The sequence below is a fragment of the Amycolatopsis viridis genome (assembly GCF_011758765.1).
GTDB lineage: Bacteria > Actinomycetota > Actinomycetes > Mycobacteriales > Pseudonocardiaceae > Amycolatopsis_E > Amycolatopsis_E viridis.
Map to the genome: position 1 here is coordinate 4,828,816 of NZ_JAANOU010000001.1, position 25,320 is coordinate 4,854,135.

The 25,320-nt window shown below is 70.3% G+C and carries 19 protein-coding genes and 1 tRNA gene; 8 read left to right on the plus strand and 12 right to left on the minus strand.

Annotated elements, in window-relative coordinates; all coding sequences use genetic code 11:
* Nucleotides 1-55: 55 nt before the first annotated feature.
* Nucleotides 56-1,150 (minus strand): sugar ABC transporter substrate-binding protein, encoded by a 1,095-nt coding sequence (locus FHX46_RS23940; RefSeq protein WP_167119233.1) that lies wholly within the window; start codon nucleotides 1,148-1,150, stop codon nucleotides 56-58.
* Nucleotides 1,151-1,630: 480 nt separating this feature from the next.
* On the opposite strand from FHX46_RS23940, the gene FHX46_RS23945 reads away from it, so the two are divergent.
* Entirely contained in the window at nucleotides 1,631-2,713 is a 1,083-nt protein-coding gene (locus FHX46_RS23945) for a LacI family DNA-binding transcriptional regulator (RefSeq protein ID WP_167119236.1), read from the plus strand.
* A 136-nt stretch (nucleotides 2,714-2,849) separates the two neighbouring features.
* Here FHX46_RS23945 and FHX46_RS23950 read toward each other — a convergent pair.
* Together FHX46_RS23950 and FHX46_RS23955 are read right to left on the minus strand one after the other, a co-directional pair.
* Nucleotides 2,850-2,926, minus strand: a tRNA-Met gene (locus FHX46_RS23950).
* Between the two features lie 81 nt (nucleotides 2,927-3,007).
* Nucleotides 3,008-5,986 carry a UPF0182 family protein gene (locus FHX46_RS23955; protein ID WP_313886233.1) on the minus strand — a complete coding sequence of 993 codons (2,979 nt, stop codon included), beginning with the start codon at nucleotides 5,984-5,986 and terminating at the stop codon, nucleotides 3,008-3,010.
* Nucleotides 5,987-6,149: 163 nt separating this feature from the next.
* Between FHX46_RS23955 and FHX46_RS23960 the strand changes: the two genes are divergently transcribed.
* Nucleotides 6,150-6,698: a PPA1309 family protein gene (locus FHX46_RS23960; RefSeq protein WP_167119240.1), complete on the plus strand. Its 549-nt coding sequence runs from the start codon at nucleotides 6,150-6,152 to the stop codon at nucleotides 6,696-6,698.
* 74 nt (nucleotides 6,699-6,772) lie between these two features.
* On the opposite strand, the gene FHX46_RS23965 is transcribed toward FHX46_RS23960, so the two are convergent.
* Nucleotides 6,773-7,918 (minus strand): YlbL family protein, encoded by a 1,146-nt coding sequence (locus FHX46_RS23965; protein ID WP_167119243.1) that lies wholly within the window; start codon nucleotides 7,916-7,918, stop codon nucleotides 6,773-6,775.
* 116 nt (nucleotides 7,919-8,034) lie between these two features.
* Between FHX46_RS23965 and FHX46_RS23970 the strand changes: the two genes are divergently transcribed.
* Nucleotides 8,035-9,417 (plus strand): zinc-dependent metalloprotease, encoded by a 1,383-nt coding sequence (locus FHX46_RS23970; RefSeq protein WP_167119245.1) that lies wholly within the window; start codon nucleotides 8,035-8,037, stop codon nucleotides 9,415-9,417.
* A 998-nt stretch (nucleotides 9,418-10,415) separates the two neighbouring features.
* Here the strand turns inward: FHX46_RS23970 and FHX46_RS23975 are convergent.
* On the minus strand, nucleotides 10,416-10,985 hold the full coding sequence (locus FHX46_RS23975; protein ID WP_208401677.1) for a M48 metallopeptidase family protein: 570 nt from the start codon (nucleotides 10,983-10,985) through the stop codon (nucleotides 10,416-10,418).
* 166 nt (nucleotides 10,986-11,151) lie between these two features.
* On the opposite strand from FHX46_RS23975, the gene FHX46_RS23980 reads away from it, so the two are divergent.
* From FHX46_RS23980 to FHX46_RS23990, 3 genes are all read left to right on the plus strand, one after another.
* The gene (locus FHX46_RS23980) at nucleotides 11,152-12,264 is read left to right on the plus strand and encodes a TOMM precursor leader peptide-binding protein (protein ID WP_167119249.1); all 1,113 of its coding nucleotides are present in this window, start codon (nucleotides 11,152-11,154) and stop codon (nucleotides 12,262-12,264) included.
* On the plus strand, nucleotides 12,261-13,607 hold the full coding sequence (locus FHX46_RS23985) for an ABC1 kinase family protein (RefSeq protein ID WP_167119252.1): 1,347 nt from the start codon (nucleotides 12,261-12,263) through the stop codon (nucleotides 13,605-13,607). Before FHX46_RS23980 ends, FHX46_RS23985 begins: the two co-directional genes overlap by 4 nt.
* Before the next feature lie 436 nt (nucleotides 13,608-14,043).
* On the plus strand, nucleotides 14,044-14,985 hold the full coding sequence (locus tag FHX46_RS23990; RefSeq protein WP_243871335.1) for a hypothetical protein: 942 nt from the start codon (nucleotides 14,044-14,046) through the stop codon (nucleotides 14,983-14,985).
* Between the two features lie 183 nt (nucleotides 14,986-15,168).
* On the opposite strand, the gene FHX46_RS24000 is transcribed toward FHX46_RS23990, so the two are convergent.
* From FHX46_RS24000 to FHX46_RS24015, 4 genes are all read right to left on the minus strand, one after another.
* On the minus strand, nucleotides 15,169-16,251 hold the full coding sequence (locus tag FHX46_RS24000) for a class I SAM-dependent methyltransferase (protein ID WP_167119256.1): 1,083 nt from the start codon (nucleotides 16,249-16,251) through the stop codon (nucleotides 15,169-15,171).
* Between the two features lie 709 nt (nucleotides 16,252-16,960).
* A complete protein-coding gene (locus FHX46_RS24005; protein WP_167119257.1) occupies nucleotides 16,961-17,362 on the minus strand; it encodes a WhiB family transcriptional regulator in 402 nt (133 codons plus the stop codon).
* A gap of 109 nt (nucleotides 17,363-17,471) precedes the next feature.
* Complete coding sequence (locus tag FHX46_RS24010) at nucleotides 17,472-17,708, minus strand: hypothetical protein (RefSeq protein WP_167119258.1); 237 nt, start codon at nucleotides 17,706-17,708, stop codon at nucleotides 17,472-17,474.
* 428 nt (nucleotides 17,709-18,136) lie between these two features.
* A complete protein-coding gene (locus FHX46_RS24015) occupies nucleotides 18,137-20,200 on the minus strand; it encodes an ATP-dependent DNA helicase UvrD2 (protein WP_167121638.1) in 2,064 nt (687 codons plus the stop codon).
* Nucleotides 20,201-20,280: 80 nt separating this feature from the next.
* Here FHX46_RS24015 and FHX46_RS24020 point away from each other — a divergent pair, with 80 nt between their 5' ends.
* The gene (locus tag FHX46_RS24020; protein WP_167119259.1) at nucleotides 20,281-21,012 is read left to right on the plus strand and encodes a DUF4191 domain-containing protein; all 732 of its coding nucleotides are present in this window, start codon (nucleotides 20,281-20,283) and stop codon (nucleotides 21,010-21,012) included.
* Nucleotides 21,013-21,063: 51 nt separating this feature from the next.
* Here the strand turns inward: FHX46_RS24020 and FHX46_RS24025 are convergent, their stop codons facing one another.
* Nucleotides 21,064-21,543 carry an RDD family protein gene (locus FHX46_RS24025; RefSeq protein WP_313886234.1) on the minus strand — a complete coding sequence of 160 codons (480 nt, stop codon included), beginning with the start codon at nucleotides 21,541-21,543 and terminating at the stop codon, nucleotides 21,064-21,066.
* A 161-nt stretch (nucleotides 21,544-21,704) separates the two neighbouring features.
* On the opposite strand from FHX46_RS24025, the gene glnA reads away from it, so the two are divergent.
* Nucleotides 21,705-23,129, plus strand: a complete 1,425-nt coding sequence (gene glnA, locus FHX46_RS24030; RefSeq protein WP_167099582.1) for a type I glutamate--ammonia ligase — start codon at nucleotides 21,705-21,707, stop codon at nucleotides 23,127-23,129.
* Between the two features lie 411 nt (nucleotides 23,130-23,540).
* Here the strand turns inward: glnA and FHX46_RS24035 are convergent, their stop codons facing one another.
* Nucleotides 23,541-24,449 carry an NAD-dependent epimerase/dehydratase family protein gene (locus FHX46_RS24035; protein ID WP_167119261.1) on the minus strand — a complete coding sequence of 303 codons (909 nt, stop codon included), beginning with the start codon at nucleotides 24,447-24,449 and terminating at the stop codon, nucleotides 23,541-23,543.
* 19 nt (nucleotides 24,450-24,468) lie between these two features.
* Nucleotides 24,469-25,320: a class I fructose-bisphosphate aldolase gene (locus FHX46_RS24040; protein ID WP_167119262.1), complete on the minus strand. Its 852-nt coding sequence runs from the start codon at nucleotides 25,318-25,320 to the stop codon at nucleotides 24,469-24,471.

A 25,320-nucleotide genomic window follows, 5' to 3' on the forward strand; every position in this document is an offset into this window, starting at 1 on the left:
GCGGTGGCCCGTCGGCGGGACGGGGCCACCGCCACGGCATCGATCCGGTTCGGCCTCAGTACGTGCAGAGGTCGGTCATCTTGTGACCCCACAGACTGGTGGACTGCACTTCGTTGGAGTGGACCATCGGGTTCGGGATGAAGTTGTACCGCGAGACGGAGTCGACCGTCGGAGCCTTGTCCGGGGAAGCTTCCGGACGAGCCTCGCCGTCCTTGACCTGCTTGGTCTTCAGGTAGGTGTTCACCACGTCGACCGTGTACTGCCCCTCCAGGCTCGCGGCCTGGAGACCGGTGCCGAACTGCTTGCCGGCCTGCAGGTTGCTGAAGTCACCGTGGCAGTTGCCGCCGACCACCGCGACGTTCTTGCCGGGCTGGTAACCGGCCTCCTCCAGCGCCTGGATGGCGCCGTCGGCGAGGGCGTCGTTCTCGGCGTAGACGATGTCGATGCCCTTCGCCTTGTTCGCCGCGATCAGCTGGGCGCCGATCTTGTAGCCCGTCGTCTGGTCGAAGCCGGCCGGAGCCTCGGCGATGACCTGGATGCCGGTTCCGTCGATGCGCTTCTTGAAGCCCGTCATGCGGTCCTGGGTTGCGCCGTAGCCCGCGGGGAACGTGATCGCGATGGCGTTGCCACCGGCGGAGTGCAGCGGGGCGCCGCTTTCCTTGAGCTTGTCGCGGGCCTGCACGGCCAGCTGGCCCGACACGTCGCCGTTCTGGGTGTCGTCCACACCGGCGTAAGCCACGATGTATTCGAGTCCGCGGCTGTCCGGGTTCTGGTTGGTCTGGAAGGTCGGGACCTTGCTGTCGTGCAGCTTCTTCAGCGACGCGAGCCCTGCGGCGTTGTCGACCGGCCACCAGATGTAGGCGTCGGGCTTGGACCCGCTGCCCAGTTGCTGCTGCACCTGGGTGTCCTGCTCGGGCTGGCTGAACTGGTTTTCCAGGATCTTGATGTCGATGCCGAGCTTCTGCGCCTCGGCCCGGGCTCCTCGCTGCCACTCGGCGAGGTAGTTGTCCGAGCCCGGGGGCATGAAGACGACGACGCTGCGCGTGTGGTCGCCACTGCTGGCGGTGCCCGCGTCGCCACAGGCGGCGAGCGTCGCACCGGCCACTGCCAGTGCGAGGGTCAACCCGAGGGTGCGGCTGTTCTTGATCACTTGCTTCTCCCGTGCCTTGCGACTGCGCCCTTGCAATCGTTTGCAACTTCAATCAGAAAAGAGCCGTGGCGGCCAGCTCGACATGCGGTACTCGATCGGCGCCTGGTGTGGAGTTGTGTCTCGGAAACCGAGGGAACCAGGTGCGGGCGCTGGTGGCTGCCAACCTCTCGTTCGCTCGCTGCAATCGATAGCAGGGACGGTAGGTCGAACCGGGCGCCGGTGTCAAGGGTCACAGGTGGACAGCTCCGGAACTGGCTGCACTACGCGCGTTTCCGCGATACCGGCGGGGGCACCACGGGACCAGCAGAGCCCTGACCATGCGTTGCTAACGATTGCCGCTCGACGACGAGTACCGCGCCGGGCCGACGGCATGCGGATACCCGCGCAATGCGGCTCCAGCGCGGCCTTCGCCCGGCGCCCCGCCGACGTGTACCGCAACCGATGGCTCGCTGCTATCGTTTGCGAACATGGGTGGACCGAATGGTTGACGCCGCCGGCCGGCGGCGCGACGCACGACAGGCGGGGGCGGCGATGAAATCGCGGGACGCGGGTCCGACGCTGAAGGACGTGGCCGCACTGGCCGGTGTCCATCCGACGACCGCCTCACGCGCCCTCGACCCGGCGAAGAGCCATCTGGTCAGCGAGGAAACGCGGCAGCGGATCCTGCAGATCTCCGCCGAGCTCGGCTATCAGGTGAACGCGATGGCGCGCAGTCTGCGCACCGGTTCCAGCGGCCTGATCGGCATGGTGGTGGCGGACGTGTCCAACCCGTTCCTGCCGCCGATCCTGCGCGCCATCGAGCACGTGATCCGCCACGAAGGCTTGATGCTCCTCATCGCCGAAACCCACGACGACTCGCGCACGATGCAGGAGATCCTGGGGCACTTCGCGCGCCGGCGCGTCGACGCGATCATCCTCAGCGCCGCTCACCAGGGGGATCTCGAAGTCGTCCGCGCGGCCGCCGCGAGCACCCCGGTCGTCCTCGCCGTGCGCAGTGTGGACGGCGGCAAGTTCCCGACGGTGACGCACGACGACCGGCTCGGCGGGAGGCTCGCGACCCAGCACCTCGTCGAACTGGGCCACCAGGACGTGGCCCAGCTCCGCGGACCGGAGGACGTGTCGTCGTTCAGCGGCCGGTCGGCGGGCTTCTACTCGGTGCTCGCCGAGACGACCGCCCGCGAGGTCGGTTCCGGCCTGGTGGCCGCCAGCCCGACCGTCGAGGAGGGACGCCGGCTGACCGCGGAGTTGCTGGCAGCCCCGGGCGACCGGCCGACCGCGATCTTCGCCCACAACGACCAGATGGCCGTGGGCGCGATGGACGCCCTGCGCGAGGCCGGCCTGAGCTGTCCGCGGGACATTTCCATCGTGGGGTACAACGACGCGCCGCTCGCGGACCACATCGATCCCCCGCTGACGACCATCAGGCTCCCGGCGGCGGAGCTGGGCAGGCGCGTGGCGCGCCTCGCGCTGGAGCAACTGTCCGAGGAGCCGGTCGACACCTCGACGGTGCGCCTGCCGCCGGAACTCGTCGTCCGCCGCTCGACGGCGCCACTCACCGCCTGACCCCGGCACCGGAGCTCGGCCAACGGGATCCGGTGCCACCCGCCGGACCGGACGCTGGGGTCCTCGTTGTTCGCCGCGCAGGCACTCGCACAAATACATCAGGCGCGGATCCCGATCCGGGATCCGCGCCTGAACGTGGTAGCGGGGACAGGATTTGAACCTGCGACCTCTGGGTTATGAGCCCAGCGAGCTACCGAGCTGCTCCACCCCGCGTTGTGAGAACCAGTTTACGCGGTGGTGCCGGGGGCGTGCACACCGGGTGCCGGAAGCGGCTCCGGCACCCGGTCGGCCGCGTCAGCCACCCGGTTGGGGCGGCGCCGAGCTGGTCTGGCCGGCCTTGGCGTTCTCGTAGGCGCGCGCCGCTGCGTCGAGAGCGGCGAGCGCCTGCCCCTGGGCGGCGAAGTCGCCGTTCTGCTGGGCCTGGTGCAGCCGGGTGAGGGCCGACTGGATGTCGGCGACGGCCTGGTCCAGGGCCGGGTTGCTGCTCGCGCCACCGGCGGCAGGCGGCGGTGTCGACGTCGACGGGGCCGTGCTCGGCGACGGGGTGGTGGTCGGGGTCTGCTGGGTCGGCGCGGTCGCCGCCTGACCGGCCTGGTCGCCGAACACCTGCTTGAGCGCCTCACCGATGGTGGGGGCGAACCCGACCTTGGAGCCGTAGGACACGAGCACACGCGCCAGCTGCGGATAGCTGTTCTGGTTGCGTTGCTGGATGTAGACGGGTTCCACGTAGAGGAACCCGCCGCCCACCGGCAGGGTGATCAGGTTGCCGAAGATCACCGTGACGCTCTGGTTGCTGAACAGGGTGCGCTGCTCGGCGAACCGCGAGTCGCTCTGGAACCTGTTCTGCACCTGGACGGGGCCGTCGACCTGACTGTTGCCGGACGCCGTCGTCGGCAGCCGGAGCACCTTGATGGCGCCGTAGTCCTTCGGATCGGACGACACCGTCATCCAGGCGGCCAGGTACTGCACCTGGAGGGCGGTGAGCGGACTGGTCAGCTGGAACGTGGTGCCGCCCTGGCCGGGCGCCTGGGCGAGGACGTAGTAGCCGGGCTGGTTGGCCAGGCCGGAGGCGCCCACGTTGGTGCCGCCCTCCTGGGTCGGGTCCTGCGGCACGTTCCAGAAGGTGTTGGTCGTGTAGAACTCCTGCGGATCCGTCACGTGGTACTTCGTCAGGAGCTCCCGCTGGACCTTGAAGAGGTCCTCGGGGTACCGGAAGTGCGCACGCAGGTCCGGCGTGATGTCGCTGCTCGGCTGGACCACACCGGGGAAGACCTGCTCCCACGCCTTGAGGACCGGGTCCTTGTCGTCCACCGAATACAGGGTGACGGAGCCGTTGAACGCGTCGACGGTCGCCTTCACCGAGTTCCGGATGTAGTTGATGTTGTTGTTGGCCTGCCGGGCGACACCCGCGAGGGTGTCCTGCGTCGCCGCGCCCAGCTGCGTCTGCTCCGAGTAGGGGTAGTTGTTCAAAGTGGTGTAGCCGTCGACGATCCAGACGATCTTGCCGTCCACGACCGCCGGGTACGGGTCGCCGTCCACGGTCAGCCACGGTGCGACCTTGCTGACGCGGTCCCGCGGGTCGCGGTTGTACATGATCTTCGAGCCGTCGCTGATCGCGTCGGAGAAGAGGATGTTGCGCTCGCCGTACTTCGCCGCGAAGGCCAGCCGGTTGAACCAGTTGCCGAGGTTGACGCCACCGCTGCCGTCGTAGCGGTAGTTGCTGCTGCTGGCGCTGTCGTACTCGCCGGGAGCCTTGCCCTCCTGGCCGCCGACGATCGCGTAGTCGTTGGTCAACTCCCCGTAGTAGATCCGCGGCTGCTGCACCGCGATGCCGGGTGCGGTGGGTTTGGCCGGGTCGATGCCGGCGCCCGTCGGGTTCTGGGTGTCGCTGGTGACCGCGATCGGGTAGCCGCCGTCGCTGTTCGCGCCGCTCACCGCACGGTCGATCGTGTTGGCCGGAGCCGCCACGAAGCCGTTGCCGTGGGTGTAGACCATGTGCTTGTTGATCCAGTTGGTCTGGTTCCCGGTGAGGTTCGCGGTGTTGATCTCGCGGGCGGCGACCACGTAGTCCTGGGTCTTGCCGTCGATCGAGTAGCGGTCCATGTCCAGCTTCGCCGGAAAACCGTAGAAGTTCTCACGGCCCACGCGCTGGGTGAAGGTCGGGGACAGCACGTTGGGGTCGAGCAGGCGGATGTTGGGCACGGTGGTGGTGTCCGCGCTGATGTCCGCGGCGGTCGCCTGCCCGGTGCCCGGGTAGTCCTCGTACTGCACGTTGTTCAGCCCGAACGCCGTCTTCGTCGCCGCCATGTTGCGGCTGATGGAAAGCGCTTCCTTCTGGTTGGCGTTCGGCTTGACCGAGAACTGCTCGAGGATCGCCGGCCAGGCGACCCCGACCAGGACGCCGGACAGGATCAGCAGCACCAGCGCGATCGCGGGCAGCTGGATGTTGCGCAGGAAGGCGCCGGCGAAGAACGCGAGCGCGCAGATCGCGGAGATGCACAACAGGATCAGCTTCGCCGGCAGCACCGCGTTCAGGTCGGTGTAGGTGGCGCCGTAGAACAGTGGGGCGTTGCGGTCGGAGAACAGCAGGTTGTACCGGTCGAAGAAGTATTCGACCGCCTTCAGCAGCACGAAAATCCCGGCGGTGACCGCGAGCTGCACCCGGGCCGAGCCGGCGAGCTGGCCGCCACGGCCGGCGAGCCGGATCCCGCCGAAGAGGTACTGCGCGATGAGCGCGCCGACGAACGAGATGGTCACCGCGACGAACAGCCAGCCGAGCAGCCACTGGTAGAACGGCAGTGTGAAGGCGTAGAAGCCGATGTCGTTGCCGAACTCGGGGTCGGTCTGGCCGAAGCTCGTGCCGTGCAGGAACAGCTGGATGCGCTGCCAGTCGCCCTCACCGGTCGCCCCCGCGATCAGACCGGTCACCAGCGGGATGCCGATGCCGAACAGCCGGATGCGGCCGACCACGGCCGAGCGGTAGCGCGACAGCGGGTCGTCGGCGCCGGAGACCGGGACGAACACCGGGCGGGTGCGGTAGGCGATCCACAGGCTGAGCGCGAGCGACCCGCCGACGAGCAGCCCGATCGCGAAGAACAACACGATCCGGGTGACGACCACGGTGTTGAACACCTGACGGGCGCCCACCTCGCCGAACCACAGCCAGTCGACATAGGTGTCGAGCAGACGCGCGCCCAGTAGCAGCGCCAGAACGATCACCGCGGCGACGATCAGCAGTACCCGGCTGCGACGGGACAGCTTCGGCAGGCTCACTGGGGGCCGACTGGCCACTGCGCACGCTCCTGTTGTCGTGGTCCGCTGGCGGGGCACCGGTCACGCACGACACCCCTGAACCCCTAACTCTAGGAGGCCCGCTCCGGGTTCCCCGACCGGCCCGAATCGGACACCTCCGGCGGTCACCTGCCACCATGAGCAGATGGGATCGGAGAGCAACCCCGCCGCGCGCCCGGCGGTCGCCGCGCTCGCACGTGAGGTCGAGGAGTTCGTGGCCGCCGCCGGGTGGGACCAGGCGCCGCAGCTGTTCGCGTTGGTCCCGACCGCAGCGCTGCTGCGCGAGCAGCCGGAGCTGGCCGGGCAGCTCGACCCGTCGAGCGCGCTGACGCCGGTGGCGCAGGAGCCGCTGCCGGAAGGCGACCTGGCGGAGGCGCTGGGCCGGATCGCCTGGCCGGAGGCCGTGACGGGCTGCGCGCTGGCCCAGGAGATCGTCGTGCTGCCGCCGAGCGTCGAGTCGGAACTGTCCGGCACCGGCGACCTGGACCGGCTGCGCCAGGCCGCGGCGGACCATCCGGACAGGACGGAGGCGCGGCTGGTGGCCGCGGTGCTGCGGGACGGACCCGGTGCGTGCGTCATGCGCCTGCGCGGCTACGCGAAGACCGAGGACGCCGAGCCGGCCGACCAGGTCATCGAGCACCCGGACCTGGCGCCGAACCTCCTGGACGCGCTCCGCGCCACGCTGGCCCCCTGAGGAGCGCTGCTCCCGTCACGGGACGAAGCCCCGTCCACGGGCCACGCCCGGTCCCGGAGCAGTTCCGGCGCGGGTCAGCAGGACGGGGTCGGCTGCCCGGCCTTGAGCGCGTCCAGCGCGGCGAGCGCGCTGTCCAGACTGGTCACCTTGACCAGCTTGAGCCCGTCCGGGTCGGCGGCGGCCGCCTCGGCGCAGTTGGCCTCGGGCGTGAGGAACACGGTCGCACCGGCCTCACGCGCGGCGACCAGCTTGAAGGTGATCCCGCCGATCGGCCGGACGGCACCCTTCTCGCTGATCTCGCCGGTGCCCGCCACGTGCTCACCGGCCACCATGTCGCCCGGCGTGAGCCGGTCGACGATCGCCAGCGCGAACATCAGGCCGGCCGAGGGGCCGCCGACGTCCTGCAGCGAGATCTTCACCTGGAACGGCACGTCGGCCCGGTCGATGGGCTGCAGGCCCATGAAGCCCTGCTTCTTGCTCGGGTCCGGGTTGGCGGCCAGCGTGATCTGCTCGGTCCGCGGCGGCTCGGTGCCGTGCTGGAACGTGATGGGCACGGTCTGGCCGGGAGCGGTGTCGGCGACCGCGGCGGTGACGTCGTCCTCGGTGGTGATGGTCCGGCCGTTCACCGACAGCAGGCGGTCGCCGGGCGCGAGGACCCGGCTGACCGGGGTGTTCTCCACGATGTTCTGGGCGAGCACCTTGATCGGGTAGCCGAGGTGGCGCAGCGCGGCGACCTCGGCGTTGCTCTGCGAGTCCTGGAACTGCTGGACGTTTTCCTGCTGGACCTGCTCGTTGCTCTCGCCGGGCCGGAAGTACTCCTCGCGGGGCGCGAGGGCGTACCGGCCGCTGACCCACAGCCCGAGGGCGCCGAAGAGGCTGATCTCGTCGTTGAGCGACACCGTGGTCATGCGCAGCTCGCCCGCGGTCGGGTAGGTCTGCTGCCCGTCGATCTCCACCACCGGCGCGCCCTTGACCTGACCGAGCGTGTCGTAGGTGGGGCCGGGGCCGATCGCCACGTAGGGCACCTGGACGAACGCGCCGATGAGTCCGAACACCACGATGAGCGCACCGCTGGCCACCACGGTCCAGCCACGTCTGGTCAGGCCGGCGCGGTCACGCGGCCGCGTGGCGCGGTGCGCGTCGCGGGCCTGGTCGCCGTCGCCGGGTTTGGTGCCGGTTGCGGCACCGGGAGCAGTGCTTTCGTCGCGGGACTCGCTCACGGCCCACAGCGTACGGTGAGCGGCCCGGACGCCCGATCACCAGGCCATGATCGCGGGGAGCGAAATCGGACACCACTGACGCGGTCGGGGCTGCTCCGGCCGCGTACGGTGGGGGTATGAGCAACCTCCCGTTCGGCTTCGGGCCCCCGGATCCCGACAAGCCCGGTGACAACGGGCCGTCGGAGGGCGGCCAGCAGTCCGGTGCCGACGCGTTCAACCAGCTCGGCCAGATGTTGAGCCAGCTCGGGCAGATGCTGAGCCAGGCAGGCAGTTCGTCGGGTCCGGTGAACTACGACCTCGCCAAGCAGATCGCGCTCCAGAAGCTGAGCGGGAGCGCGGGCGGCACGATGGGTTTCGCCTCGAGCGGCGACGCCGACAGCGCCGTGCGCGACGCCGGTCACCTCGCGGAGCTGTGGCTCGACGCGGCGACGATCCTGCCGGCCGGCGCGTCGGCGACCACGGCGTGGTCGCCGCGCGACTGGGTGCACAAGACGCTGCCGACGTGGCAGCGCCTGTGCGACCCGGTGGCCCAGCAGGTGTCCGGCGCGTGGGTCGAGGCGCTTCCCGACGAGGCGAAGCAGGCGGCCGGGCCGCTGCTGTCGATGGTCGGTCAGATGGGTGGCATGGCCTTCGGCTCGCAGCTGGGCAACGCGCTGGCGCAGCTCGCCGCGGACGTGCTGACTTCGACGGAGGTGGGGCTGCCGCTGGGTCCGGAGGGGACGTCGGCGCTGCTGCCCGCGAACATCGAGAAGTTCACCGAGGGCCTGGAGCTGCCGAGCAGCGAGGTGCTCGTGTTCCTGGCCGCGCGGGAGGCCGCGCACCAGCGTCTGTTCTCGCACGTGCCGTGGCTGCGGCAGCGGCTGCTGGCGACGGTGGAGGAGTTCGCGCGCGGCATCAAGGTGGACACGTCGGCGCTGGAGCAGCTGGCGGGCCAGGTGGACCCGTCCAACCCGGCGAGCATCGAGGAGGCCCTGTCGTCGGGGCTGCTCGAGCCGCAGACGACGCCCGAGCAGCAGGCGGCGCTGAACCGGTTGGAGACGCTGCTCGCCCTGGTGGAGGGCTGGGTGGACGTGGTGGTCGCCGAGGCGGTCGGGGACCGTCTCCCGGGAGCCGGCGCGCTTCGCGAGACGCTGCGCCGGCGCCGCGCGACGGGCGGCCCGGCCGAGCAGACGTTCGCGACGCTGGTGGGGCTGGAGCTGCGCCCGCGGCGGATGCGTGCGGCGTCGGCGCTGTGGAAGCTCGTGGGCGACCAGCACGGCGTCGACAAGCGGGACGGCCTGTGGTCGCACCCGGACCTGATGCCGAACGCCGAGGACCTCGACGATCCCATGGAGTTCTCCGAGCGCCTCGGACAGCCCGGCGAGCTGGACGACATGGACCCGATGGCGGAGCTGGAACGCACCAAGCCGGAGGCCAAGGCCGAGCCGGAGACGACACCGGAGACCAAGCCGGACGCCGCCAAGGACGACGGCCCCGAGGACGACGACTCCGGCCACTGACGCCGCCGCGGCTCCACCGTCCACATGAGCGCGCTCGTGTGGACGGTGGTGGCCTGCCAGGTCTTCCCGCCTGCCAGGTCTTCCCGCCTGCCAGGTCTTTTCGGCTGCCAGGTCTTTCGGCTGCCAGGTCTTCCCGCCTGCCAGGTCTTCCCGCCTGCCAGGTCTTCCCGCCTGCCAGGTCTTCCCGCCTGCCAGGTCTTCTCGCCGAGGCCATCGATGTCCCTGGCCTCAGGCCCTGACGTGCGGGACTGCCCGCCGGCTTAACCACCGGTCCGCTGCGCCCGTCTGCTCAGCGGTGGGCGTCCGCCCGCCCGTCTCGACGCCCACCAGCCCCGGGCCAGGCGCGCCGCCACCAGGCCGACGGTGAACCCTTCGCGCGGCTCCTCCTCGAAACCCGTCCCGCAGCCTCCGCGGAGCCCTTCCGCAGCTACCGCTACCCCGCCCCTCGCCGCGGCTACCGCACATCCAGTACAGCGGTCCGCGCAGGCTGTGCAGCGGGCGGTGCAGCACCGGCCGGGCACCGACCAACCAGCACGGGCCCGGACGTTCACCAGCCGCTCTCCGGCCGGCGGAGCAGCCCGGGCTCCCCAGGCCGGTATCGCGCCACTCACCTCGGCATTCGCCCCCCAACCGCCGGGCGCCCGCGGGCACGCTTCGCGCGAACTCCTCCAGCCCACTCCAGGTCCGCGGAAACGGCCCCGCGCCCCCTCACCTGTGGACGGCTCCCCGGGCCGCCCCACCCGCACCGGCCCCCGAGGCCCGCACCACCGCTCCGAGGCGCTACCGCGCCCACCCGCACATCTACCCAGGCCCGCCGCACCGGCTCGGAGAACTCCTCCGGCCCGCCCCAGCTGCGGGGAAGACTCCCCCGCCCGCCTCACCTGCGGACGGCTCCCGGACGCCCGCCCCACCGCTCCGAGAACGCCGCCGCCCCCACCGCACAACCACCCCACGCGCGCCGCGCCTCCCGGAGTGCCCATCCGGCCCGCCTGACCTGCTCACTCCTCGTCCAGTTCGCTGATCCCCCATCCCGCCGCCGCGGAGAGCCCCTCGAGGTAGCCGATGGCCCGCTCGGTCTTCGGGTACCGCCGCACCAGCTCCCAGAACTCCGCGTTGTGGGCCGCCACCCGCAGGTGTGCCAACTCGTGCACCAGCACGTAGTCCAGCACCCACGCAGGCACGTTCTGCAGCCGATCGCTCACCCGGACGGTCCGGTCCGCAGGGGTGCAGGACGCCCACCGGGTGCGCATCGGCGGCACCCAGCGGACACTCGCCGGCAGTGCCTGCCGGTCGAGGTACCGCGCCGACAGCTGCGCACAGCGCGCGAGCAACGCCGCGTCCGATTCGCGCGCCGGTGACGCGCGCCGGGTCTCCGTGCGCTGGAGCTTGCGCTCCATCTCGGCCACCCAGTGTTTCTCCTCGGCTCGGCTCATGCTCGCCGGGATGAGCACCACGAGGGTGTCCCCGTCCCGGTAGGCGCTGACCGTTCGCCGTCGTCGTGCACTCCGTCGTACTTCCACCTTGAGCTGCGGGTTTGATGACTGCCCGGTGTTGTCCCGGTTCCTCAGAGAAGGCACCCGTGCGTTCGCCACTCGTCCACGGTAAAGCCAGGGACCGACAACCTGGGAGGGTCAGCTTCCCGGAGGCCCGAGTTATCCACAACTCGGCTCGCCTGTGGATAACTCGGGGACTCACTTAGCGAAAACTTAGCGACGGTCCCTCACCCTGTGCTCCATGACGGACACCATGAACAGTCAACGCCCGGTCTTCCTGCCCGAACGCCCCTGGTTGCGGCCTGGTCTCGAGGTCTTCGACCGCGGTCCGGGCGAGCTGCAGATCGGGCTCGACCCGCGCCATGCGGTGCTCGGCAAGGGCCTGCCACCGGACGTGGTGCGCGCGCTGCACCACCTGGACGGCAACCTCCGGCTGGAGAGCCTGCTCGCGCTCGTCGACAGCGATCACGTCGAGCTGCTCCGCGACCTGCTGACCCGGCTGACGCGGCTCGGGCTGGTCGAGGAGGCGTGGCCGCCGTCCGCCTACAGCCGCACCGTCAACGAAGCGGGGTTGTGGTCGCTGTCCGCGCGGCAGGGGCACGGCGAGACAGTGGCGCGACGCCGGCACAGCGCCGTCGTCCTGTTCGGCTCCGGGAGGCTCACCGTCGCGATGGCGGTGCTGCTGGCGTCGGCGGGGGTCGGACAGGTCCGCGTCGAGGCCGACGGCACCGTGACCGAGCACGACACCGGCAGCGGCTACACGGACTCCGACATCGGCCGGACCCGGGCCGCGGCTGCCGCCGACGCGATCCGGCGGGCGAACCCGGCGACCGTCACCCGGCGCCTGCGCGACGGCCGGTTGCCGGAGCTGGCGGTGCTCGCCGATGCCGTGGTCCCCGCGCCCGAAGTGGTCCGCCAGCTGATGCACGAGAAGGTGCCGCACCTGGCCGTCCGGGTCCGCGAGGGCATCGGGATCGTCGGGCCGCTCGTCCATCCGGGCAGGAGCAGTTGCCTGGGCTGCGCGGACCTGGTCCGCCGGTCGATGGACGATCGCTGGCCGGTCGTCGCCGGCCAGCTGGCCGGCCGGACCCAGCCGGCGGACCTGGTGACCGTCCAGGCCACGGCGGCTCTGGCGACCGGCCAGGTGCTGCGGGCGCTGGGGCCGGCCGACGGGGTGCCGCCGGGCTGGAACACGACCATGGAAGTCGACCCCTACGAGAACACGATCTATCACCGCCCGTGGTCGCCGAACCCGGTGTGCACCTGCGGTGCCCGCCCGGAGCCGCAGGTCAGTGCCGCTGCCACGCCGATGGCTGCGGAGAACATGGTCGACAAGGCAGAATCGAAGGAGTGACCGACTTCCCCGAAGCGACCGACGACCGTGCCGATCCCGGGATCCCCCGCCGCACCGCCGCCCGCGCTGCCAAGCTCGCGAGTCTGCCCCTGGGCATCGCGGGCCGGGCGGTGGGCGGCTGGGGACGCCGGCTGACCGGTCAGAGCGCGGAGGAAGTCAACGCGAACCTGTCCGCGAAGGCGGCGGAGCAGCTGTTCGAGGTCCTGGGCACGCTCAAGGGTGGCGCGATGAAGTTCGGCCAGACGTTGAGCGTGTTCGAGGCGGCAGTGCCGGACGAGTTCGCCGCCCCGTACCGGGACGCGCTGACCCGGCTCCAGGCGGCCGCGCCACCGATGCCCGCACGCCAGACGCGACGAGTGCTGGCCGAGCAGCTGGGCCGGTCGTGGGAGACGCGGTTCCGGGAGTTCGACGAGGTACCCGCCGCTGCGGCCAGCATCGGCCAGGTGCACCGCGCGGTGTGGCATGACGGGCGCGTCGTCGCGGTGAAGGTGCAGTACCCCGGCGCCGACGAGGCGCTGCGCAGTGACCTGCGGCAGTTGCAGCGGTTCAGCAGGCTGTTCCAGGCGTTGCTGCCGGGAACGGAGGTCAAGCCACTGCTGGCCGAGCTGTCCGCGCGCATGGACGAGGAACTCGACTACCGCGGCGAGGCCGACAGCCAGCGCGAGTTCGCGAAGGCCTTCGACGGCGACGAGAACGTCCTGGTGCCGAAGGTCGTCGCCAGCGCCCCGAAGGTGCTCGTCACCGAGTGGATCGACGGCACGCCCCTCGCCAAGATCATCGCCGGGGCCGACACCGAAACCCGCAACCAGGTCGGCACGCTGCTGGCCGAGTTCCACTTCTCCTCACCGGCGCGGGCGAAGCTCCTGCACTCGGACCCGCACCCCGGCAACTTCATGCTGCTCGACGACGGCCGCCTGGCCGTGATCGACTTCGGAGCCGTGGCCCGCCTGCCGCACGGCATCCCCCGTCAGCTGGGCGAGATGACCCGCCTCGCTCTCGACCACCGCTCGGACGACCTCATGCAGCTGCTGCGCTCGTCCGGCTTCATCCGTCCCGGCACCGAACTCGACGCCGACGACGTGCTCTCCTACCTGGCACCGTTCACCGAGCCACTCGCGACCGAACGCTTCCACTTCACGCGTCGCTGGATGCAACGCCAAGCGATGCGCGTCGGCGACACCCGGGGCCGCGATTTCCGCACCGGCCGGTCGTTGAACCTGCCGCCGGAGTATCTCCTGATCCACCGCGTGACCGCCGGTTCAACGGGAATCCTCTGCCAGCTCGACGCCGAGATTCCTGCCCGCGGGATCGTGGAACGGTGGCAACCGGGGTTCGCCGATTAGGCCGGCAACCCATCCACTCCGCCGGTCACCGGCATCGGGGTCTCCGCACGGTCGCAAGCCCTGTCGTTCCTTGTCCGCCGCCTTGCCCGTGCGCCGCCACACCATCCGGCCAGCCAGACCGGCGCTTTCTACCTCATGAGCACCTCCTTATCACTCGCTACCCCACCGCTGCCACCCGCTCACACATCGCGCAGCTTCGCCAGAAGTCGCTCCTCCTTTCGATTCCGCCGTCCGGCTGTTCACGCCCGCACTTGCCGTCACCGCCAACTGCAAGCATGCCGGAAAGATTGGACGACGCAATCAAAGCTGGGCTGCACGCGGGTAGTTGTCCACAATTTCGGCAAAAACCGCACGAGACCGCCAATCACACCACCAAGTTGTCCACAGATTTACGCGGTGACTTCCGGGGAGTACCGCCCCGCGTCAGGCTGTGGTCATGACCGAAACCATCAGTGCTCCCGCACCGGGAGAACCGGCGCACCGGGATGGAGTCACCACCAGCACCCACCTGCGCCGGGCGGGGCTGAGCCAACATGCCATCTCGTCCCGGTGCCGGCCCGGCGGTCCCTGGCGGCGTCTTCTGCCGGGAGTGATCCTGCTCAGCAATCGAGAGCCGAGCCGGGATCAACAGTTGCGCGCAGCCGTCTACCACGCCGGTCCGGATGCTGTCGTCAGCGGCACGGACGCCTTGCAGGCACAGGGAATTCCGCTGTCACCGTCCCGGCGCGTCCACGTGCTGATCCCGATCGGGAGGCGCCTCACCTCACACGAGTTCACCTGGCTCGACCGCACTTCACGCGTGCCCGACCCGGTCGTCGTGGACGGCATTCCGTTCGCGCCGCCCGCCCGGGCCACCATCGACCTGGCTCGTCACGAAACGGATCCGGACAGGTTGCGGCGCCTGCTCACCCTGCCGGTCTACTACGGCCTGTGCACCGCGGAGCAGTTGCGCAACGAGCTCGACGCCGGCAACCAACGAGGATCGTCAGCCGTACGCCGGACACTGCACACCCTCGGCTCCCTCCGCGACACCTATCAGCAAGGTGTGGCACGGGAACTGCTCGGTGGCGTACCGCTGCCACCACCGATCTGGAACGTGACTGTGTGCGACTCGTCGGGAGGACGGTTGGGCGTGGTCGACGCGTGGTGGGACGAAGTTGCGATGGGCTGGCTCCTCGATCAGGCCGCGCCTCGTTCGGACCAGTCCGTCGCGAGCCACCTGCCGCTCACCGGGGCAGGCGTGGTTCTTGTCCGCACCCCTGCCCATCGGCTACGCGGAGATGCGACGGCGGTGGCCCGTGAGCTCACGAGCGCCTTCGGAGCGGCGGCTCACCGCCGGAGGCCGCGGGTCCAGGCACTGCGGGAGGTGGCGGTGTGAGCGACGATCACCAGTACTCCGACGGCAGCTTTCCCTCGATGTCCCGCACGTGCTCACGTGCGCAACGCGGGCAAAGCCAGCGCAGGGCACCTCCGTCCCGGTCACTGACCCAGGCGAGGGCATCGAGGGGGTCCACATCGGCGTTGCGTGGAACGCCGCATCGCGAGCAGATCACGGATTCGCTCATGGCCGGAATCCGAAATGGACCGTCTGCGTACCGAGCACGTAGAGATCGTCCCGCTTGCCCAGGTAATGCGGGCCGGCGCGGTCCAACAGACGACGCAGGGTGTCCCGATCTTCCTGTGTCACGAGTTCGTCGCCGCCCGAACCGAGCCCTTCGATGTGTTCGAGCACGTACTCCCGGACATTCTCGTCCGGCGGCGCCGGCCGGTCGATGAGGTGGCTGAACGAGCCGACACGTTCCAGCCCCGCCTTGGCCAGGGCGATGTTCCAGCCATACGGCATTCCGACCGCACCCGGCATGCCGGCACGCATTTGCCCGAACCAGCGATCATGAGCCGCCAACAGGCGACGCTCGAGCCCCGGTTCTCCGATCCCGAGATCCCAGGGCAGGCAGTAGGTGGGTGGGCTGCCCTCGGCGAGGGCGAGCATGCCACCCGGTTTGAGCCCGGTGACGAGGCCGGACACCCCGGCTTGTTGATCAGGGAGGTGATGCACCATAGCGGCGGCCCAGACCAGATCCGCGGCCGGGACGAGCTGACCGAGGCCGGTGGACGCGACATCCGCGTGCACGCGCTCGATCCGAACCTGCCCGGTGAGCGCGGCAGCGGAGACAGCGTCGACCCCGGGGTGAGCACGCCCGACAGTCGCCGCCACGGCGGCGCCGTCAAGCTCTGCTCGTGCTTGCTCGGTCTCAGCTCGTTCCCGGCCGGCTACGTCCGGAACAGTCCTGGCCCGACCGTCTGGGGATGTCCCTGGCGAGTTGTTCGACGACGTCGACAAATCCAGATTCGCTCGGACACGTTCGACGGCCGCCTCGGCGACGGTCTCGGCGACGTCGAGCAAAGCGGGTACTGCGTCGACAAGAACGAGCGTTCCGCCACCGCGGCGGGTGAGCTCGGCGGCGAACGCCGCACTCATCCCGCCGGCTCCGCTGCCGGCATCGACGACGACCGGCTGATCACCGAGCTGCCCGATCAGGCGGGCGGCGACCTCCGCGTACACCGGTGCATGGAGGTCATCGGCACGGCGTAAGGCCGGAATTCGCTCGGCCCAATCGATGTCGTCGTGCGTGTGTGCGCCCATACCGGCCATTCAACACCTACCGCGGGTACCTCGCCGTGACTCCCGCGCAGTCGGTCCCGCCGCCGAAAACGAGAGCTCCCATGCCGGATGGCTTCGCGGAGCTGGCCTCGCGTTCCCTGCCGGAGAGTTGCGCCCGGCCTCAGGTGGACGCGTGGCCCGCGGCGGGCGGCGGGCAGCGGGCAGCGGGCAGCGGGCAGCGGGCAGCGGGCAGCGGGCAGCGGGCAGCGGGCAGCGGGCGAGTTTGCCACGACGTCGTGCGCGCGCCGCGAACTCCATCGCGCGACCGGGTGAACATGATCGGGCGAAAAGCAGCGCGACCAGCGCCGCACCCACATGACTCACAGCGGTTGCCGACGGCATCGCCTCCCCTGTCCCGACCGAGACCGAAGACCGGAACGGCCGAGCCCAGCAGCATGCGGAGGTAACAGAATCTCCGCATACTGCCGGGCCAGGAATCGCTAGGCGCGGTACCGTCCTGCGCGCCGGGAGGCCCAGCGGGCTACTCGGTCCCAGCGGCGTGCAGCGCGTGGGTTGCTGCGCATCGGCCGCCGGCGGACGTCGTCGTGCAGGTCCTGTATTCGTGCTCTCGCCAATTCTTCGTTGAGCAACATTCGGGTCATCTCCTTGGTCATGCGTGCGACCCCGGCGCGGGGGCGGGGCGTGCTCGGATGCTTCGTCCAGCTCGTGAGGACGATTGGGGCTTCAGTACTCATGCGGCTGCGCTCTGCTGGTCAGTGCGGTTGACGCGCTCGACGCGCTTCCCCGCAACGGGCGTTTCCACCGGGTTCTTACGAGGACGACCCCGCGGCCGCTTACGGGCGACCACGACACCGCGCTCGAAGATCTCGCCTCCCCAAACCCCCCAGGGCTCCCGCCGGGCGAGCGCACCGGACAGGCACGCATTCCGGATCGGGCAGTCGGCGCACCGGCTTTTGGCCAGCTCCAGATCCGCCGGTGACTCCGCGAACCACAGGTCGGCGTCACCCGACCGGCAGGGCAGGTCCGCATCAGGTGAGGCCACGGCGTCGAAAAGCTCACCGATCCCGGATCCCGGAAGGGTGAGTTCGTCGGTTAACGCCTTCTCTGACGCGAAGGCGATTGCCGATGACATCCCGTTCTCCTTTGTGTAGTAACGGTTTTGAGTTGGTACAAAAACACGAGGGCCGCGGATCCGATACTCGGTTCCGCGGCCCTCGTGAGCCTGTCTCCCTGACGGGGGGTCAGAGTCTGAGCTCCGGCGGAGCCAGCGGAACGTGGAGTCGGTTCTGCTTGTTGGTCGGGACGTACGCCGGCTTGACGGCGGACACACCAGTCCCGTCGAAACGGTCACGCAGCCGGGCGAGAACCGGCACTTCGACGCCGGCCTTGCCAGCGCCCCAGCCGTTCCCGCACGCCATCACCGAGCGGGCAAAGGGCAGAGCGGCGCCAGGGTTCGTGACCGTGGTAGAGATCTTCACGTCCCAGCACCTCCTCTCGTCCTTCGCTCATCGCCGGCGGGCAACGGGCGGTCGCTTCGCGGGCACTCCTCACCCGCTCATGCAGGCTATTGCCCCTGCCCGATCTGGGGCAACTGATTTTCCGCAGAACTTTCCCCAGCGACGAAGATCGTCGTTGAGCAGCGGTTCTGCCGCACGAAGCAGCCCTTGGACGCGGTCAACCGTGCGCCCGCCGCGATCCCGAGTAGGCAAAACCGCCCGCGGCCCCGGCGACCCACCAAGCAAGCAGCCTGTGTCGGTGAGCACATCCCAGCAAGGTGGCCCCGCACACCACCCCAACCGTGCCGCGCAGCACTCGCCGGGTGGCGACGAGCGTACCCACTGCCCGGAACACGTCTCGCGCCCCATCGCGAACTGTGCGCTTACCCCACTCCGCACCCCGGGAAGGGTCAGGAGCGCTGCCGGCGAAGCAGGGACAGCACCTCGTCGCCGAAGCGTTGGACCTTGGTGGGGCCGATGCCGGAGATCGAAACCAATCCGCGTGGGTCGTCGGGGCGTTGTTCGGCGATCGCGACCAGCGTGGCGTCCGTGAAGACGACGAACGGGGGCACCTTCAGCTCCCGCGCCCGCTCCGCCCGCCACTCCTTCAACCGGTCGAGCAGGCCCTCGTCCAGGTCGGACGGGCACCGCGCGCAGCGGCCGAGCTTGACCTCCAGCGTGTTCGCCAGCTGCTCACCGCACATTCGGCAGCTCGGCTTCGTCCGGGTGGCCGGTTGCCTACGCAGCACCCGTGCGGCGGGGTGTTCGTCGGGCACCAGCCCGTACAGGAACCGGCTGCGCCGCCGGTGCCGGCGCCCGCCCGGGTGCCGCGACAACGACCACGACAACCACAGGTGCTCCCGCGCCCGTGTCACCCCGACGTAGAACAGCCGCCGCTCCTCCTCGATCGCCGCTTCGTCGCCGTCCGCGCGCTGGATCGGCACCGTGCCCTCGGCCAGCCCGACCAGGAACACCGCATCCCACTCCAGGCCCTTCGCCGCGTGCAGCGACGCGAGCGTGACCCCCTCGACGGTCGGCGGGTGCTGCGCCGCCGCGCGCTGCTCCAGCTCCGCCACGTAGCGGCCCAGCGACACGTCCTCGGCGGTGGACACCAGCTCCTCCGCCAGTTCGACCAGCGCGAGCAGCGCGTCCCACCGCTCCTTCGCCGCGCCGCCCGCCGGCGGCTGCTCGGTGAGCCCGACCCGCGCCAGCACCGCACGCACCGCCGGCACCAGCTCCCCCGGCGGCGGGTCGCCCGCGGCCGTGCGCAACGCGACCATCGCCTGCCGGACCTCGCGGCGCTCGAAGAACCGCTCCCCGCCCCGGACCAGGTACGGGATCCGCAGGTCCGTCAGCGCCTGCTCGTAGACCTCCGACTGCGCGTTCACCCGGTACAGGATCGCGATCTCGCTCGCCGGCACCCCCGAGTCGAGCAGCTGCCGGACCCGACCGGCGACCGCACCGGCCTCCGTCGGCTCATCGTCGAACTCCGCGAACCGCGGCTCCGGACCGTCCGGCCGTTGCCCGATCAGCTTCAGCCGGGAGCCCGCCGGGCGGCCGCGCGCGGCACCGATCACCTTGTTGGCGAGTGCGACGACCTGCGGTGTGGACCGGTAGTCCCGCTCCAGGCGGACCACCGTCGCCTCCGGGAACCGGCGGGTGAAGTCGAGCAGCGGCCGTGGCGAGGCGCCGCCGAAGGAGTAGATGGTCTGGTTCGCGTCGCCGACGACCGTGATGTCGTCACGGCCGCCGAGCCACGCGTCGAGCAGCCGCTGCTGCAGCGGCGTGACGTCCTGGTACTCGTCCACGACGAAGCACCGGTACCGGTCGCGGAACTCGCGCGCGACGTCGGCGTTCTCCTCCAGCGCGGCCGTGGTGTGCAGCAGGAGGTCGTCGAAGTCGAGCATGCGGGCCGCGTTCTTGACCTCTTCGTACTTGCGGTAGACCTCGGCGACCTGCGCGGCCTGCAGGGGGGTGTCCCGCTGCAGGCGGGCGGCCTGCGCGGGGTAGTCGTCCGGGCCGATCAGCGACGCCTTCGCCCACTCGATCTCGTTCGCGAGGTCCCGCAGGACCTCGGTGTCGCTGCTGATCCGCGAGCGCTGCGCCGCCTGCGCGACCAGCCGCAGCTTGCCGTCGAGCAGGTCCCACATCCGGTCGCCCACCACCCGCGGCCAGAAGTACCGCAGTTGGCGCCGGGCGGCCGCGTGGAACGTCAGGGCCTGCGCGCCGTCGACCCCCAGCGCGCGCAGCCGGGTCCGCATCTCCCCCGCCGCGCGCGCGGTGAAGGTGACCGCGAGCACCTGACTCGCGGCGACGTGCCCGGCCGCGATCAGGTGCGCGATGCGGTGGGTGATGGTGCGGGTCTTGCCGGTGCCGGCGCCGGCCAGGACGCAGACCGGTCCGCGGGGGGCTGCGGCGGCGGCACGCTGCTCGGGGTCCAGCCCGTCCAACAGGCCCGTCGGGGACTTGGTCACGCGTGCGCTACCCACCCCGGCATCCTCGCAGAGGGGACCGACAGGATCGCGCCGCCCCGCCCAGCCGTATCCTGCTTCATATGGCGGGAAAGCAGGACAAAGAGGCTGCCAAGCAGGCCAAGGCGGAACGGCGCGCCGAGAGCAAGGCCAAGCGTGGCCAGATCTGGGAAGCGTTCAAGATGCAGCGCCGGGAGGACAAGGCGCTGATCCCCTGGTTGCTCGGCGCGTTCCTGGTCGTGGTGGCCGTGTTCGTCGTGGTCGGGCTGCTCCTGGACATGCTGTGGGTCCTGCTGCCGCTGGGCATCGTCCTCGGCGTGATCGCCGCGATGATCATCTTCGGCCGCCGGGTCCAGCGCACCGTCTTCGGGAAGGCCGAGGGCCAGCCCGGAGCCGCCGGCTGGGCACTGGACAACCTGCGCGGCCGCTGGAAGGTCACGCAGACGGTCGCCGCCACCACCCAGCTCGACGCCGTGCACCGCGTGCTCGGCGGGCCGGGCGTGGTGCTCGTCGGCGAGGGCGCCCCGCACCGCGTGCGGAACCTGCTCGCGCAGGAGAAGAAGCGCGTGGCCCGGCTCGTCGGCGACACCCCGATCTACGAGGTCGTGGTCGGCAACGACGAGGGCCAGGTCCCGCTGCGGCGCCTGTCCGCGCACATGATGAAGCTGCCGCGCAACCTGCGTCCCCCCCAGGTGGACGCGCTGGAGGCCAAGCTCGCCGCGCTCGGCAACCGCGGTGGCGCGGCGATGCCGAAGGGCCCGATCCCGCAGGGCGCGAAGATGCGCAGCGTGCAGCGTGTCATCAAGCGCCGCTGACCGCCAACCCACGAGGAAGGCCCCGGCCCGCCGGCCGGGGCCTTCGTCGTGTCAGCGCATCCGGACGACCACGGTTCCGGTGAGCCGGTCGAGCCAGCTGCGGCCGTCGGCGTTGCGGATCGCGGCGGGGATGATCACGAAGGTGAGGGCCGCGCGGACGATCGCCCGGGGCACGCCGACCATCTGCGCGCCGTCCAGCCGGGCGACGCGGATCCCGGTCGCGAACATGCCCGGGGTGAAGCCGAAGAACGACGCCGGCACGACCGTGACGACCGCCCACACCCCGATCGACCACAGGTTGTAGGACTGCATCGTGGCCGTGTCCTGCAGGTCGGGCCGGATGAACAGCGACGTCAGCAGGGACGCGACGACCAGGTCGATCACCAGCCCGAGCAGGCGGGAACCGCCGCCGGCGACCGAACCGATCCCCTGCTCGGGGAGCCCGAGCCGTTCCCCGCGCCAGCGCGGGGGGTCCCCGGCGTCCGCGCCCGGCCGGGGTCCGGACAGCCACTCACCGGTCCATCTCGCCACTCGACCAGGGTAGGCCGGTGGCGTGCGCCACTGCCGCCCGGTCCGCCGGGTCACCGTTAACATCCGCGAAACATACGGGTGACGGTCGGGCAACACCGTTCTCCTAGCGTGAGCCGAAGAGAGTACTGCCCCCGGCAATGCGTATGAAGGAGTTACAGAGGGTGACCACTACTCCAGACGATATCCAGCGTCTCATCGCCGATGAGAACGTGCAGTTCGTAGACGTCAGGTTCTGTGATCTGCCGGGTGTGATGCAGCACTTCACCGTCCCCGCGAAGGCTTTCGACGCCGACGCGTTCGAAGAGGGCCTGGCCTTCGACGGTTCCTCGGTGCGCGGCTTCCAGTCGATCCACGAGTCCGACATGCTGCTGCTGCCCGACCCGGAGACGGCGCGGATCGACCCGTTCCGCAAGGAGAAGACCCTCTCCCTCAACTTCTTCGTGCACGACCCGTTCACCCGGGAGGCGTACAGCCGGGACCCGCGCAACATCGCGCGCAAGGCCGAGCAGTACATCGCCGAGTCGGGCGTGGCGGACACCGTGTACTTCGGCCCGGAGGCCGAGTTCTACGTCTTCGACTCCATTCGCTTCTCGTCCTCGGAGAACGCCTCGTTCCACGAGATCGACTCCGTCGAGGGCTGGTGGAACACCGGCCGCGAGGAAGAGGGCGGCAACCGCGGGTACAAGACCCCCTTCAAGGGTGGCTACTTCCCGGTCCCGCCGGTCGACCACTTCGCCGACCTGCGTGACGAGATCAGCCAGCGGCTGATCAACTCCGGTTTCGAGCTGGAGCGCGCGCACCACGAGGTGGGCACCGCGGGCCAGGCCGAGATCAACTACCGGTTCAACACCCTGCTGCACGCCGCCGACGACCTGCAGCTGTTCAAGTACATCGTGAAGAACACCGCGTGGAACGCCGGCAAGACCGCGACCTTCATGCCGAAGCCGCTGTTCGGTGATAACGGTTCGGGCATGCACTGCCACCAGTCGCTGTGGAAGGACGGCCAGCCGCTGTTCTACGACGAGTCCGGTTACGCCGGCCTGTCGGACATGGCCCGCCACTACATCGGCGGCATCCTGGCCCACGCCCCGTCGCTGCTGGCGTTCACCAACCCGACGGTGAACTCCTACCACCGTCTGGTGCCGGGCTACGAGGCGCCGGTGAGCCTGGTGTACTCGCAGCGCAACCGCTCGGCCTGCGTCCGGATCCCGATCACCGGTTCCAACGCCAAGGCCAAGCGCATCGAGTTCCGGTGCCCGGACTCGTCCGGCAACCCGTACCTCGCGTTCGCCGCGATGATGATGGCCGGCCTGGACGGCATCAAGAACAAGATCGAGCCGCCGGAGCCGATCGACAAGGACCTCTACGAGCTGCCGCCGGAGGAGGCCAAGGACGTCAAGCAGGTCCCGGCCAGCCTCGACGAGGTGCTGAACAACCTGGAGGCCGACCACGACTTCCTGACCGAGGGCGGCGTGTTCACTCCGGACCTGATCGAGACGTGGATCTCGCTCAAGCGGGAGACCGAGATCGACCCGCTGCGGCTGCGCCCGCACCCGTACGAGTTCGCGCTGTACTACGACGTGTGATCCGCCTGGCGGAGGGGCGCTGACGGCGGGAACGCCGTCAGCGCCCCTCCGCGGGCGTCCAGTCCACCTGGCCCGCCGGCACCGCGCCGGCGGGCCATGGTGCGTTCGGACCCGAGCACGCGCACGGGCCACCCCGCGCCCACTGGCACGATCTCGCCGACGGCCTCGGAACCAGCCACATACCCGCGACCCGGACCAGGACTTCGCCCTGGCCGGGAACAGGCACGGGTGCGTCGGTGATCAGACGCATGTGCCGCGGACCGTGACCAGAGGTCCGCTGCAGGGCGCATGGTCGCGGGGATGCTCATGGCGGTCTACTTCCGTTGCGGAAGAAACCGCCTGCCCCCGGATCGTCCGCGGCCACCCCCGCTCCGGCCGCGGGGGTGTCCGGCGAAACGTGGCAGCGGCGTGTCAGGCCAGCGACTCCGCGATCCAGTCGGTGACCGACGTGTGCCGTGGCCGCCAGTCGAGCTCCTCGCGGGGCGCCACCCCGCGGACCCGGCTGTTGGATCCGAGCGCGTAGACGGCGGGCTCGTAGCCCCATTCCGCGATGGCCGACTCGATGTCGAGGGGCTCGGGCCCGGGGAGTCCGAGGGCACCGGCGATGGTTTCGGTGATCTCGCGGAAGCTGGCCTCCCCGTTCTCCACGAAGTAGAACGAGCCGGGAGTCGCGCCGTCCAGCGCGCGGAGGTAGAGGTCGCAAACATCGGCCAGGTGCACGTTGGACCAGATGTTCGCGCCGGGGCCGATGTGGCGGACGACGCCCGTCCGGCGGCTCGTGGCGACCAGACGCGGGATCTGGACGCTGTCGGCGCTCAGTCCCAGGCCGGTCCCGTAGATCATGGAGTTGCACAGGACGACCGACCGCACGCCGCGGTCCGCGGCGGCGAGGACCGCGCGGTCGATCGCCACCCGGGCCGCCTTGTCCGGTGCCGGCTGCCACCCCGCACCTTCGGCCACGTCGGCCTCGGTGTAGACCTCCTCCTGCGGTTCGCCGGCCGTGGCCTCACCGACGATGCTCGAACCGCTGGTGTGCAGCAGGGGTTTGCCGGAGCCCGCCAGTGCGGTGACCAGTGCGGTGACAGCGCCCGCGTGGTCGCTGTCCGCCGCGTTGATCACCGCGTCGGCGGCTCGTGCCTCCTCGGCGAGGACGTCGGGCCGGTCGAGGTCGCCGAGAACCGGATCGACGCCCCGCGCGCGGAGGGCGGCGACCGTGTTCTCCGAGCGCGTCAGGCCACGAACGTGGTGCCCGGCTTCCACCAGTTGCACGGCGAGCGAGCCGCCGAGGTAGCCGGTCGCTCCGGTGAGGAAGATGCGCATGAACGTGTTGCCCCTCGTGTCAGTGTCGGCTGTCCGGCTCGGTGCCGGACAGGATGTCTCGCGCGGTCTGCAGCGGCGTGTCCGGTTCGTGCACCAGTGTCATGAGCGCTCGAACCATCCGCCGCGGATGGGGATGGTGGATGATGTTGCGGCCGTACACGATGCCCGCCGCGCCCTGCCGCATGATCTGCGCCGTTCGTTCCAGCAGCTCGTCGTCGGGAGCCCGGCCACCCCCGCGCACGAGGACCGGCACCGACGTGGCGACCTCGACCACCCGGTGGAACTCTTCCGGATCGGTGCACGGATCGGCCTTGATGACGTCGGCGCCGAGCTCGGCGGCCTGGCGGACCAGCGCCATGATCTTCACCAGGTCGCCGTCGACCTGGTAACCGCCCCGCGAGTTGGGGGCCATCACCAGCGGCTCGATCATCAACGGCATGCCTGCCCGCTCGGTCGCGCGCTTGAGCCGGGATATGTTGCGAATGCACTGGTGGTGCAGTTCGGGCTGGTCCGGCAGCTGCATCAGGTTGACGACCACGCAGACCGCGTCCGCGGCCACCGCGATGTCCACGACCTCGTCCACCAGCGTCGAGAACGGGTGCCGCGGCAACGTCGAACCGTACACATTGGACACGTCGGTGCGCAGCGCCAGTGCGGGACGGCGGCGCCCGCGCAGCCCGTCGAGGTGGCGCACCATGCCCGGGGTCAGCTGGATGACGTCCGGTTCGGCCTCGGCGAGGGTGTGCACGGTCGTGCGCATGTTCTCGATGCCACCGAGGAAACTGGGTTCGTCGACCATGCCGTGGTCGATGGCGACGTCGAGGCAACGGCCGCTGGCGTTGAACATGCGGTCCAGTCGTGGGGTGACCAT